Annotated in this window: 11 protein-coding genes; 5 read left to right on the top strand and 6 right to left on the bottom strand. The window is 66.4% G+C overall.

What is annotated here, in order from left to right:
- Positions 1-28 precede the first annotated feature (28 nt).
- Positions 29-775, top strand: a complete 747-nt coding sequence (locus ACZ46K_RS20640; RefSeq protein WP_464744490.1) for a DUF5642 family protein — start codon at positions 29-31, stop codon at positions 773-775.
- A 249-nt stretch (positions 776-1024) separates the two neighbouring features.
- Positions 1025-2155, top strand: coding sequence for a DUF4192 domain-containing protein (locus tag ACZ46K_RS20635; RefSeq protein ID WP_464744488.1), 1131 nt, complete (start codon positions 1025-1027; stop codon positions 2153-2155).
- Here the strand turns inward: ACZ46K_RS20635 and galE are convergent, their stop codons facing one another.
- Both galE and ACZ46K_RS20625 read right to left on the bottom strand, forming a co-directional pair.
- The gene (gene galE / locus ACZ46K_RS20630; protein WP_464744486.1) at positions 2156-3151 is read right to left on the bottom strand and encodes a UDP-glucose 4-epimerase GalE; all 996 of its coding nucleotides are present in this window, start codon (positions 3149-3151) and stop codon (positions 2156-2158) included.
- A 53-nt stretch (positions 3152-3204) separates the two neighbouring features.
- A complete protein-coding gene (locus ACZ46K_RS20625; protein WP_054806174.1) occupies positions 3205-3891 on the bottom strand; it encodes a metal-dependent transcriptional regulator in 687 nt (228 codons plus the stop codon).
- A gap of 103 nt (positions 3892-3994) precedes the next feature.
- Between ACZ46K_RS20625 and ACZ46K_RS20620 the strand changes: the two genes are divergently transcribed.
- Positions 3995-5266: an acetoin utilization protein AcuC gene (locus ACZ46K_RS20620; RefSeq protein WP_054806177.1), complete on the top strand. Its 1272-nt coding sequence runs from the start codon at positions 3995-3997 to the stop codon at positions 5264-5266.
- An 88-nt stretch (positions 5267-5354) separates the two neighbouring features.
- Positions 5355-8006 carry a bifunctional acetate--CoA ligase family protein/GNAT family N-acetyltransferase gene (locus tag ACZ46K_RS20615; RefSeq protein WP_464749422.1) on the top strand — a complete coding sequence of 884 codons (2652 nt, stop codon included), beginning with the start codon at positions 5355-5357 and terminating at the stop codon, positions 8004-8006.
- Between the two features lie 81 nt (positions 8007-8087).
- Here the strand turns inward: ACZ46K_RS20615 and ACZ46K_RS20610 are convergent, their stop codons facing one another.
- The 3 genes from ACZ46K_RS20610 to ACZ46K_RS20600 all read right to left on the bottom strand — a co-directional run bounded on the left by ACZ46K_RS20610 (position 8088) and on the right by ACZ46K_RS20600 (position 11171).
- Positions 8088-9050: a sigma-70 family RNA polymerase sigma factor gene (locus tag ACZ46K_RS20610; RefSeq protein WP_054806173.1), complete on the bottom strand. Its 963-nt coding sequence runs from the start codon at positions 9048-9050 to the stop codon at positions 8088-8090.
- Positions 9051-9183: 133 nt separating this feature from the next.
- Positions 9184-10707: a DUF7782 domain-containing protein gene (locus ACZ46K_RS20605; protein WP_464744483.1), complete on the bottom strand. Its 1524-nt coding sequence runs from the start codon at positions 10705-10707 to the stop codon at positions 9184-9186.
- A gap of 104 nt (positions 10708-10811) precedes the next feature.
- On the bottom strand, positions 10812-11171 hold the full coding sequence (locus ACZ46K_RS20600; protein WP_464744481.1) for a DUF3099 domain-containing protein: 360 nt from the start codon (positions 11169-11171) through the stop codon (positions 10812-10814).
- A gap of 73 nt (positions 11172-11244) precedes the next feature.
- On the opposite strand from ACZ46K_RS20600, the gene ACZ46K_RS20595 reads away from it, so the two are divergent.
- Positions 11245-11481, top strand: coding sequence for a DUF3039 domain-containing protein (locus ACZ46K_RS20595; protein WP_054714474.1), 237 nt, complete (start codon positions 11245-11247; stop codon positions 11479-11481).
- Here ACZ46K_RS20595 and ACZ46K_RS20590 read toward each other — a convergent pair.
- Positions 11454-12746 (bottom strand): YihY/virulence factor BrkB family protein, encoded by a 1293-nt coding sequence (locus ACZ46K_RS20590; RefSeq protein WP_464744480.1) that lies wholly within the window; start codon positions 12744-12746, stop codon positions 11454-11456. The two genes, ACZ46K_RS20595 and ACZ46K_RS20590, sit on opposite strands and share 28 nt — an antisense overlap.
- Between the last annotated feature and the right edge of the window lie 5 nt (positions 12747-12751).

Genomic DNA, 12751 nt, shown 5'->3' with positions numbered 1-12751 from the left:
CCGGTGAACGAGAACAGCGGAGGATCGGGTGGCTGTGAACGCAGTGCGTCGGCAGCACGATCGACATGCGTGTCGTGTGGTCATGTGCGCGGCGCTGATCATCACTGCATCGGGTTGCTCGACCACGGTGCCCGGCACCGCAAGGCCCGAATCCATGTCGAGGTCCGTCTCCGTGACCGGGGTATCCGATCCCGCCCTGGACCGCCCGTTGCCCGCTGCGCTTCTGTTGCCGCCCGAGGAGTTCCCCGCTTCGTACCAGGCCGTGACGCTGCCCCCGTCGGCAGTGGCACAGGCCGCCCCCGATCTGGCCGGGATCCCGGTCGGAGCAAGGGTCGAACCGCCCGGATGCCTCCCACTCCCGCAGAACTACGGCCCCGAAGGGACCGCGATGGCCGTCGGGACCTCCGAGGACGGCGGTGCCACCATCAGCGTCGAAGTGGTAGTCCCGGCCCCCGAACTCCCCGAACTGAGGAATCACCTCGGAGAGTGCGGCGAGGTCCATGCCACTCATCGCGGAGTGACCTCCACTGTCGACACCGTCGCCGCGCCGGAGCCGCTTCCACCGATGGGTGGGGTACGGACCTTGGCGTACACCCGCACTGTGACCTCCGGGCAGCCGGGCCACGAGCTGACCCAGTCGATGGAGACCTTCGGTGCTCAACTCGGAGACGCCAGAATTCTGGTGACCTACATGACCTTCGACGACCGCGAGGTCGACCGCGATGCCCTCGACATCGCGTTCCACAACGCCGTGGTGTACGCGTTCGGGGGGTGACCGGTACCTCGGCAGCGGTGTGGTCCGGGTCCCCACTGGTTCGGCGAATACTCGAGCCGAACCCCACCACGTCGTCGGCGCACCTTCGGAGGGCGACGCTAACAGTTAGTGCCGACACCGAATGCAGATCCGGTTGCCCGGCTCGAGGTCTTCGGCGTGGTTGTCCACAGCTGCCGCATCCATCCACAGATTTTCGGATTCCGCGTCCGAGGCCGGATTTCGCTGGTCGCGATCGTGGATCGTGCTGGCATGACCGCATCGACATCATCCTCACAGCCCCTGCACCTGTCGGACATCGGTGAACTCCTCGCGGCAGTTCCTGCCTTGCTCGGCTTCCACCCGACCCGCTCGTTCCTCGTATTGAGCCTTTCACCCACGCAGCGCTCAGCGGCCGAGGTCGTGCGGGGCGACGCGATCGGTGCCGTCATGCGGCACGACCTTCTACTGCCACGTGCCGACGAACCGATTCCTGCACCGATGAGCGCCGCATTCGAGCGGTTCTGCACGGTCTGCGTCCGCGAAGGGGCACGCGCCGTGCTGGTGGTGCTCGTCGACGACAGGCTCGACCATCCGCACTGCCCCGCCGCCGGCGCCGCAGTGCGCCTGCTCGAGGAATTCGCCGACGAACTCGCACTGTCCGGTATCGAAGTCGCCGGCGTCCACGCCACCCCCGAAATTGCTCGTGGACGAGTGTGGTTCACACCTGAGGGGGACGTGAACGGGACGATTCCCGATCCCGAGAGTTCGGTCGTTGCCGCCACACGAGTGTTCGGTGGTAGTCCGATCAGACGGTCGCGGGACGAACTCGAGGCGCTGCTCGCCCCCTCGCCGCCTGAGCATCGCCGGCGGGTGGGGCAGTACATCGACGACGTCATCGACGCCCGCGACCTGGCGTACGAGCATGCGGCGCGGGCCGGCGGCTCCGACCGTGCAGACCGCATGGAGCTCGAAGCACTGCTCGGACGCCTCGCAGAATTCGGTGACGGCGTCGAGCTCCGAGCTCAGGAATGCGCCGAAGTGGCTGTGCTCCTCGCGAATCCGACGGTACGTGACTCGGTACTCGCGTTGGCGACAGGAGCGCAGGCGCGCGCTGCCGAACGCATGTGGGTCGAGCTTGCCCGCGCATTGCCCGACCCGGAACGAGCCGACGCTGCCGCACTCGTCGCGTTCAGCGCCTACGTGCGAGGCGACGGCCCGTTCGTGGGCGTTGCGCTCGGAGTCGCGCTGGAATCGAACCCACGCCACCGCCTCTCGGATCTGTTGGACCAGGCATTGCAGGCCGGGCTGCGTCCCGAAGCCGTTCGAGGGTTGGCGGACACCGGCTACGAGATCGCCGCCCGGCTGGGCGTGGTGCTGCCCCCGCCCGGTCCGACGGAATGATCAGCGGCGGGCGGCGTGTGCGCGATCACCGAGATTCCGCATGAATTCCCAGGCGTCCGCGACGATCTCGTCGAGGTCGGTGTGTTCGGGCTTCCAGCCGAGTTCATCGATCGCGCGCGCGCTCGACGCGATCAACACCGCAGGATCACCTGCGCGTCGCGGGGCATCGACAGCAGCGATGGAAAGCCCGGTGATTCGCTCGCATGACGAGATGACCTCGCGCACGGTGAAGCCCTCGCCGCTGCCGAGGTTGTAGATGGGGTGCGATCCCGCAGTTGCATTCGCCAGCGCCAGCAAGTGCGCGTCGGCTAGGTCCTTGACGTGGATGTAGTCGCGGATCGCGGTGCCGTCCTTGGTCGGCCAATCGGTCCCGAATACCGAGATACGCTCGCGTTGCCCCAGTGCGACCTGCAGGATGAGTGGGATCAGATGTGTTTCGACGACACGATTCTCGCCGGCGCCCCCGTAAGCACCGGCCACGTTGAAGTAGCGCAGGCTGGTCGCGGCGAGCCCGTGGGCGTGAGCATACGACGAGATCGCATGATCGATCGCGAGTTTGGAGGCTCCGTATGGATTGGTCGGCCTGGTGGGTGCATCCTCGGTGATCGGTACCTCCTCGGGCTCACCGTAGGTCGCTGCGGTGGACGAGAAGACCAGCCGCGGCGTGCCCGACAACCGCATCGCGTCGAGCAGTGCGAGCGTAGTGACGACGTTGCCCTGCCAGTATTTCTCGGGTGACTCCACCGATTCTCCGACGAGCGACTGCGCGCCGAAGTGGAGCACGCCGTCGAACCGAGGTGATGATCCTCCGACTCCCAGAACCTCTGCGGCCACATCTGCGATGTCGCCGTGGATGAACTCGGCACCGGGCGGAACGGCGTCGGCGTTACCCGTGGACAGATCGTCGACGACGACCACGTCGTGGCCGTTCTCGAGCAGCACCGTGCTGCACACGCTGCCCACATAGCCGGCGCCGCCGGTCACCAGAAGTTTCACGCTGGGTCTCCTCTTCCACCGGCCCACCCGGGGCCGGTGGAAGAGGCCCGGCGTCAGACCTGCTTCACCTGCACGGCATGGGCCATCTCGTCGGAAAGCTCGAAAGTGCTGTGACCGGTCACGGTGATCATCACCGAACCCGGACGCGTCTCGACTGTAACGCGTGCGTCGGGCACGACGCCCGCCTCACGCAGCCGAGCGATCACATCGGGGTCCGACTGGACGTACTCGGCAAGCCTGCGCACCACGACGGCGGTAGGTTGCCCGCTCGGGATCTCGGTCAAGCGCACCAGCTTCTCGTCCGAGACTGCGGCCCTGTCGAGACCCAGTTCGGCGAGTCCGGGGATGGGGTTGCCGTACGGCGAGGTGGTCGGATTGTTGAGTACCTCGACGAGACGGCGCTCCACCTCCTCGCTCATCACATGTTCCCAGCGGCACGCCTCGGCGTGCACATTCTCCCAGTCGAGCCCAATCACGTCGACAAGCAACCGCTCTGCGAGACGGTGCTTACGCATGACGGAGACGGCGAGATCCCTGCCCTTCTCCGTCAGTTGCAGATGGCGGTCACCTGCGACGCGCAGCAACCCGTCGCGTTCCATGCGGGCGACGGTTTGGCTGACCGTCGGACCGCTCTGTTCGAGGCGTTCGGCAATGCGTGCCCGCAGGGGCACCACACCTTCCTCCTCCAAGTCGTAGATCGTCCGGAGATACATCTCCGTTGTATCGACCAGGTCCTTCACTCTCACACCCCTTCGTCTGCGCCCGATTCTAACCGTGGCGTTCGGGTGGTGGGTGAGGTCCGATGCTCGCGCGACCCGGGGCAGGCAAGTAGCGTCTGTGTTCATGACCACGAGCTCCACCGCGGCAGGCGGTTCGACACATCTGGGCGGCGACCGTGTGGTGGTCTGGAGCCCCGATTACCTGGACTATCGATGGGGTCCGAGCCACCCGATGAACCCGACCCGGCTCGATCTGACGATGGCGCTCTCGCGTAGCCTCGGGCTGCTCGAGGGCGTCGAAACGGTGCGTCCGGACCCCGCCGACGACGCAGACCTCCTCCGCATCCACACCTCCGGGTATGTAGACGCCGTGAAGAAGGCGGGTGCGGCGCCTGCCGGGGCAGAGCCTCCGGCCGATACACCGCACGGTCTGGGCACCGAAGACAATCCGATCTTCCCGAAAATGCACGAGGCGAGCGCCACCCTGGCGGGCGGTACGCTGGCCGCTGCTCGCGAGATCGCGTCCGGCCGAACGCACAGGGCGGTGAGCATCGGCGGTGGCATGCATCATGCGATGGCCGACTGGGCCGCCGGATTCTGTGTCTACAACGACGCCGCGATCGCCATCTCGTGGTTGCTCGACCAAGGCTACGACCGCATCGCCTACGTCGACGTCGACGCCCATCACGGCGACGGGGTCCAGCACGCATTCCTGGACGACCCGCGTGTGCTGACGGTGTCGATTCATCAGCACCCGGCGACTCTGTGGCCGAACACCGGCTGGTCGAGTGAGGTCGGGGCGGGCGCGGCAGAAGGTACCGCCATCAATCTGCCCGTCCTTCCCGGCACGGTCGATTCGTTGTGGTTGCGGGCATTCCACGCCGTCGTACCCGGCGCGATCGCCGCTTTCCGTCCACAGATCCTCATCAGCCAGTGCGGTGCCGACAGTCACCGCGAAGATCCGTTGGCCGATCTGTCGCTCACCGTCGATGGGCAACGTGCGTCCTACCTCGTCATGCGTGATCTCGCGGACCGTTACTGCGAAGGGCGATGGCTTGCGTTGGGCGGGGGCGGATACGGCCTGGTCCGGGTTGTGCCGCGCTCGTGGACACACCTGATCGCCGCGGCGCTCGACCGTGAGATCGACCTCACTGCAAAGGTTCCCGACGACTGGCGCGAGCGTGTCGGGGCCATGGCCCCAGGAGTCGACCTTCCCACCGAAATGGGTGAAGGAGCAGACTTGTCATATCTTCCGTGGGACGGTCCCGGTGGCACACCTGAAACCGGCGTCGCGTCTCTCGATCGCGCGCTGACCCGAATCGATTCCGCGATCATCGCTACGCGCCGAGCATGCTTCCCGCTCCTCGGGCTGGACCCGGAGGATCCCCGTGACTGACTCGGAGAGCACGCAGGCACCTGTGGGCAGCGAATCCACTCGCGCACCTGATGCGGGTGCCGATCCCGATCGTGAGCGGGCACTCGCGATCGCGCGTGACTATCCACGGCACTGGGTTGCTGATGTGCTTGCCTCCGACGGTGGTGTCGTCCATCTGAGGCCGATCGTTCCGGAGGACGCCGACAAGATCGTCGAATTCCACGGAAAGTTGTCGGAACGGACGCGGTACCTCCGCTACTTCGGACCGTATCCGACTATCTCGAAGCGCGACCTGTTCAATTTCACAGTCGTCGATCACCGCAAGCGGGTGGCGTTCGTTGCGATGCTCGGCGACGAGATCATCGCGGTCGGCCGTTACGAAGGACTGTCGTCGGAAGGCGACGGTCTGTCCGCAGAAGTCGCATTCACCGTGTCGGACTCGCATCAGGGGCGCGGGCTGGGACCCATCCTGCTCGAGCATCTCGCGGGAGCTGCCGCGGAGAACGGACTCCGTCGCTTCGTTGCCGAGGTCCTCGCAGAGAACCGTCACATGATCTCGGTGTTCCGTGAGGCCGGGTACCAGGTCAGCCGCAGTTTCGAGGGCGGTGTGGTGCGGTTGGAGTTCGACATCGACCCAACCGAGGCGTTGGTGTCGGTGCGTAACGCGCGCGAGCGCGCCGCGGAGGCTCGCAGCGTCCGCAACATCCTGAGCCCGGAAAGCGTCGCAGTGATCGGTGCGTCCACCGACAGCCGGAAGGTCGGCAACGCCGTCCTGGTGAACATGCTGCGTAGCGGATTCACCGGCCCGGTCTATCCGGTGAACGCCGAACACCGGTCGGTACGGGGTGTGCGCGCCTACCCGACGGTGCGCGACATCCCCGACGAGATCGACCTCGCGATCGCCGCCGTCCCTGCCGAATCGATCGACGCGGTCCTCGACGACTGCCTCGCGAAAGGCGTCAAAGCGCTTCTGGTCGTGTCGTCCGGATTCGGTGAGACAGGACCCGAAGGGCGCGACGCAGAGCGGCGCCTGGCGCACGCCGCGCGTGCGCACGGGATGCGGCTGATCGGGCCCAACGCCCTCGGAGTTGCCAACAACGATCCGGCGTTCAGGCTCAATGCGACGCTCGCCCCCATCCTGCCTGCAGCAGGCAACGTCGGGTTCTTCTGCCAGTCGGGTGCGTTGGGCATCGCGATTCTCGACGAAGCTGCGAAGACCGGCGTGGGTCTGTCCTCGTTCGTGTCCGCCGGCAACCGCGCCGATCTGTCGGGAAACGACCTGCTGCAGTACTGGGACACCGACCCCGCGACCGAGGTCGTGCTCCTCTACCTCGAGAGTTTCGGCAACCCGCGCAAGTTCTCGCGCATCGCACGCCGCGTCGCACGGAGCAAGCCGATCGTGGCGGTGAAGTCGGGCCGGCACGCGGTACCCCCGGTTCTCGAGGCCCGCACAGGTGAGATGGACGACGCGATCGTGCGCCACCTGTTCGAACAGGCCGGCGTCGTCCAGGTCGAATCGATTGCGCAACTGTTCGATTCGGCGTTGTTGTTCAGCTATCAGCCGCTGCCCGCCGGCCCACGGGTCGCGGTGGTGGGTAACTCCACGGCGCTCGGGGTACTCGCCGTGGATGCGGCGAGAGGGCAGGGACTCAAGCCCGCCGACGCAGTGGATCTCGGTGCGCAGGCCACCCCGGAAGAGTTCGCCGCGGCCGTCGCCCAGGCGATCGGAGCACCCGAGATCGATGCGGTCATCGCGGTGTTCGTTCCCCCTGTTGCGGTGACGGTCGAGCCGTACGCGCAGGCACTGCGCGATGCGGTGGCGGATGCCGAGAAGCCGGTGGTCACCACGTTCCTCGCGACCGAGGGCATCCCCGATGTTCTTGCGGTACGCGATGAGGCAGGCAACCCGGTGCGGGGGTCGGTGCCGTCGTATCCCGGTCCGGAGCGTGCGGCGACGGCGCTGGCCCGCGCGTGGAGGTATGCCAAGTGGCGGTCACGCCCGCAGTCGCAGGTGGTCCGTCCGGCGGGGATCGACCCGGAGCGTGCCCACGCCCTCGTCGACGGCTGGCTCGACACCACGCCGAACGGTCGCTATCTGTCCGACACGGAGACGGCACTGCTGCTCTCGTGCTACGGCGTGCACATCGCCACGTTCCGGTCGGTGACCACCGAGAGCGAAGCGGTCGCCGCCGCCCACGAGATCGGCTTCCCCGTAGCGGTCAAGGCGACCGGGGCGCAGTGGCGTCACCGGCCCGATCTGACCGGTGTCCGACTCGACCTCGTCGACGACGATTCGGTCCGAATCGCCTACCGTGACCTCGCCGCGGTGTCGGGGGAGCCGCTGCTTCACGTGCAGAAGATGGCGACCAAGGGGATCGGATGTGCGATTCGGGTGCAGGACGACCCGTCGTTCGGTTCGTTGATCTCCTTCGGTGTCGCGGGCGTCATCTCCGATCTGCTCGGTGACCGCGCCTACCAGGTATTGCCACTGACGGAGGACGAGGCCGTCGAACTGATCGACGCGCCGAAGGCCGCGCCGCTGTTGACCGGCTACCGCAATGCTGCACCGGCCAATCGCGCCGCGCTCGTCGATATCGTGCAGCGCATCTCGGCGCTCGCCGACGATCTGCCCGAGGTTCGTGAACTCGTGTGTGAACCGGTACTGGCGTCTCCGATCGGTGCCGAACTCACCGATGCGCACCTGAGGATCGGCCCGGAAGCGCAGCACCCCCTCGACCTGGGGCCGCGCCGGTTGCGGTGACCGTTCAGAGCAGGCCTTCAACAGCACGATCCCCGAGAACCCAGCCCGGTTCTCGGGGATCGCTGGAGCTGACGCGCCCGGTCAGCTTGCATATGCGCGGAGGCGATCTGCACGCTCGCCTTCGCGGAGTTTGCCCATCACTTCGCGTTCGATCTGCCGTACGCGTTCGCGCGACAGACCGAACAGCTTGCCGATCTGGTCGAGCGTGCGCGGTTGGCCGTCGTCGAGCCCGTACCGGAGGCGGATGACCTGCTGCTCCCGCTCGTCGAGGGTCCCGAGAACGCTACGGACATCACTGTGCAGGAGCCCGGCGATCACCGCGGTCTCGGCGGAGGTCGCCTCGGCGTCCTCGATGAAGTCGCCCAGAGGGGCTTCCTCGTCGCTGCCGACCGGCATGTCCAAGCTCACCGGGTCGCGGCTGTGGTCGAGCAGATCAGCGATCTTCGTGACCGGGATGCCGGACTCTTCCGCCAGTTCGTCGTCGGTGGCCTCGCGGCCGAGTTGCTGGTGCAGTTCCCGCTTGATCCTGGCGAGCTTGTTGACCTGCTCGACGAGGTGGACGGGGAGCCGGATGGTACGGCTCTGATCGGCCATGCCGCGGGTGATGGCCTGACGGATCCACCACGTGGCGTAGGTGGAGAACTTGAAGCCCTTCGCATAGTCGAACTTCTCCATTGCCCGGATGAGGCCGAGGTTGCCTTCCTGGATCAGGTCGAGCAGGGGCATTCCGCGTCCGGTGTAACGCTTGGCGAGCGACACCACGAGCCGCAGATTCGCTTCGAGCAGGTGGCTACGAGCTGCCTGGCCCTCACGTACGACGATCGCAAGGTCGCGCTTCTTCGCAGGTGAGAGACGCTTCTTGGTCTCGAGCACATGTTTGGCGTAGAGGCCGGCCTCGATCCGCTTTGCCAGTTCGACCTCGTCCGCTGCGGTCAGCAGCGCCGTCTTTCCGATGCCGTTCAGATAAACGCGCACAAGATCGGCGGCGGGACTTTGATTGTCGAGGTCGGAATTGACTCGAGCGGTTGTTGCGGGGCGTGCCATGACGTGCCTCCTCATCGGTGGTGTCTCACAGGGTTCAACGCTCGAGTCACCCGGGAAAGTTCCCGCCGGTTCCCGATCCCCAGCGCTGCGACCTGCGCAAACCTGGAGGCTCGTCTGAGAAGTTGCTGAGAGATCAGCTGAGGGGGTCGCTGTGGGAACTGTGCCCGGCCCCTTGGATCTCTACCGGTTCGACGAGACCGTGACGGACGAGCCCCTGCATCAGGGGCACTGCCATGGCCGTCAGTGCGTCCTCGTCCTCTCCGTGCGCTGCGGCGAGCAGGGAGACCAGATCACCCAACGGGAGGCCGTCGGCGCGCAGACCGCCGAGCAGGTTCGCCGCAAGATCGTCCACCTCGTGCTGCCACGCGGGCCCGTCCCCACGATGCACCCGGGTGACGACCTGGGTCCAGCCCTCGTCGCCCGGCAGGAAGACACGCTCGAGTGCGGTGTCGGCGCGTACTCGGAACCGCGATTCGAGGACGTCGTGATCACGGAGCCACTGAAGGCGTGAGAAATAGTCGATCGACTCGGGGCCGAGCGCATCGGTGAAGGCATGGCGCAGGTCCTCGGCCAGCACGTCCGACGGCTCATCCGTACGGCGCAGATAGACGAACCCGAAACCGACGCCCTCGACACCGTTGAGTTCGAAGTGGTCGAACCACTTCTCGGCGCGCACCGCGACTGCCGGGTCGCGCTGATCGGCGTCGCCGTCCCGGAGCCACGTCCCGATGTAAAGAGCGGGGTCGGCGACATCACGCTGCACGATCCATGCGTCCACGCCGTGCGCGGGCAACCACGACGCGACGCGTGCCCGCCAGTCCTGGCCCTCGACATGAACCCATGACGCGAGAATGGACGCGGTCCCTCCCGGGTTCAGATGGTCGACGGCCTGCGAGATCATCAGTTTGCTTGCGCCGTCGAGATCGAGCCCCGAATCACGGTAGCTGTGCTCCACCTGGCCACTGCTCACCACGAACGGCGGATTCGCGACGATCCGGTCGAAGCGACGTCCCGCCACGGGCTCGAACCACGAGCCCTCGAGCAGTTCGAGGTCCAGGTCGTTCAGCGCGGCCGAAGCCGCGGCCAGAGTGAGGCACCGCGGAGTGATGTCGGTTGCGGTCACCCTGTCGGCGTACTCTGCCGCGTGGATCGCCTGGACACCGCATCCTGTGCCCAGATCGAGCACGGAGCCCACCCGATCGGTGGGGGTGGCCTGGAGCAGCGACAGGGATGCCTGCCCGACCCCCAGCACATGATCAGGACGGGTGGGAGCCGGGCGAAGCGCACCGTCGAGGTCCGACAGCACCCAGAGGTTGCCCCCGCCGGCGTCCATCGGCCGCAGATCCAGCTTGGACCGCACACGGTCTGCGTCTCGTTCGAGCAGGCCCGCGGCGATCGCGTCGTCGAGACCCAGAGGGGCAAAGGCCGCGGCGACCTCGCCGACGGGGCACGTGTCCTGCAACAGGAGCAGCCGCACCAGCACCCCCAGATCGCCTGCGTCACGCGTGGCGCGTCGCGCCGCAACGGGTTCGCTGCGCCCCAGCGCGGCGTGCGCTTCGGCGCCCAGAAGTCCGCGCACGCTGTCGATGTCGTAGCGACACCGGATCAACGCACTACGAAGGGACGGGCAGATAGACAGGAGCAGGTCGCGGTCCACGAGGGCATTCTCTCAGCCGTCGTGCACCACGCCATGACGCGCCCATGTTCGTGTCGAGCGCCGCGGGCGTGGCTGTGAGTGTGCCGAGTGTGTCCCGCGTCGGGTCAGCCGTCGATCACGCGGTGCTCGTGTGCCTCGAGTGCCCCGAGTTCCTCGCGCCGACCGTCCCAGCGGCTCGGCTCGCCCTTACGTCGCGGTGGCCGGTCGTTCGCGACGAGCACCGCGATCCACGGCAGGGGAATCGAGAGCCCGATGATCGCCATCGCGATCCAGGGATTCGCCCACACGCCGTACGAGACGGCGGCCAGGATCAGGGCGGGGATACGGAACGCCATCAATGTCATGTATTTGCGGACCCGCGCTCGGTGCTGGTCCTCGAGAGACGCCTCCGCCTCCGTGATCAGTACCGGGTTATCGGGCGATCCGCTCTCGTGGGATCCGCCGAAACCAGGTGTTCTTGCCATATCTACTACCTTCCCACGCCCGTAGATCGAATGCACATACCGGTCGGGGGGCCCGGTGCGGCATCATGGACACGTGAGTACGGATATCAAGGAACGGCCGGATACCACCACCGACGAAACCACCAGCGACGACACTCCCAAGTTCTTCCACTACGTGAAGAAGAACAAGATCGCTGAAAGCGCCGTCATGGGCACCCACGTGGTTGCGCTGTGCGGGGAGGTCTTTCCGGTGACCAAGTCGGCGAAGCCCGGCTCCCCGGTGTGCCCCGAATGCAAGAAGGTCTACGACGGTCTGCGCAAGGGCGACTGAGGTAGTCGGGTCAGGGGAGCGTTCTCCGCTGACCCGGGGTTTCGCGGCGAAACCGGATCATCATCGGCCGAGGTGATCGAAGCCTCCTCGGCCGTTTCGTCGTGTCCGGACGATGTCGGGTTCCCGGATGCGGTCGGGCGGTCGACCGGGCACGTGTCGGGCGCATACTCGTCGGACGTGCACGGGTCGGACGGATATGCATCGTCGTAGCCGGGAAGCTCATCGGAACGGAGAAGGTCGGTGAGCCGGATTGGACTGGCCATCGTGATCCGCCGCGTCAGGTTGGTGACCGCACCTTCCTCGGGTGACGGCTGCTTGTCGGCCTGCTCGGCGAGCCACACGCGCCATTGTTCGATCCGTGTTGCTCGTGCGGGCCACATTTCCTGAACAGTGGCGTTGAACTCGGCGCCGATGACCACGGCGAAACCGAGGAAGAACGTGAACAGCAGGAACGCGATCGGTGCGGCCAGTGCACCGTAGGTATATCCGTGGTCGGAGATCCAGGTCAGATACCTGCGCAGACCTGCGCTCGCGAGAATGAAGAACGCACCGGCGAGGATCGCGCCTCCGAGTAGCCGATGCCACGGCAGGGTCTTCGGCAATGCCACCTTGTACAGCGTGGTCAGGGCGACGAGCAGGAGGAGGCCGACACCCGGATAGTAGAAAGTGTCGACGATCTGCGATCCCACCGAGTACCACGACTGGGGGAGCAGACGCCCGATCATCGTCGGTCCCAGCGCCACGAGGGGCAGTGTGACGACCGCCAGGATGAGAAACATCACGTACAGCAGCAGGCCGAACACGCGCTGCCAGACCGGGTGGCGGTGATCCTGTTGGCCGTGTGCTTCGACGATCGAGTCGACGAATGTCGAGATCGCGGACGATCCGGCCCACAGTGACAACACGAACCCCAACGACATCACGTCTGCGCGCCCGCGATTGAGGACGTCGTAGACCGTTGGTGCGATGATCTGGTCGACGACGCTGTCGCTGAAGGCGGTGCGGGTGAAGGTGACGATCTTGGACACGATGATGTCGGGGATGTCGGGGCCGAACCATCCGCCCACGTAACCGAGGCTTCCGAGCAGTCCGAGGAGCAGCGGGGGTAGCGACAACGTCTGCCAGAACGCAGCTGTCGCGGCCTTACTGAAGATCGAGTGGTTCCACGCGGATGTCGCGGTGTGACCGAGCACCCGGGCCCACACGCCTACCGCGCGCCGTAGGCGGCGCGGTCCAGACCTGGGGGGTACGGCTGTCGCGTTCATCTACT

This window comes from Rhodococcus sp. JCM 9793, assembly GCF_055380405.1.
Note: the sequence above shows the minus strand (reverse complement) of the source record. Positions and strands in the feature narration are given on the sequence as shown.

Coding starts and splice junctions, on each gene's coding strand:
- ACZ46K_RS20635 (WP_464744488.1), top strand. CDS start 1,025: ATGACCGCATCGACATCATCCTCACAGCCCCTGCACCTGTCGGACATC.
- ACZ46K_RS20620 (WP_054806177.1), top strand. CDS start 3,995: ATGACCACGAGCTCCACCGCGGCAGGCGGTTCGACACATCTGGGCGGC.
- ACZ46K_RS20610 (WP_054806173.1), bottom strand. CDS start 9,050: ATGGCACGCCCCGCAACAACCGCTCGAGTCAATTCCGACCTCGACAAT.
- ACZ46K_RS20600 (WP_464744481.1), bottom strand. CDS start 11,171: ATGGCAAGAACACCTGGTTTCGGCGGATCCCACGAGAGCGGATCGCCC.
- ACZ46K_RS20590 (WP_464744480.1), bottom strand. CDS start 12,746: ATGAACGCGACAGCCGTACCCCCCAGGTCTGGACCGCGCCGCCTACGG.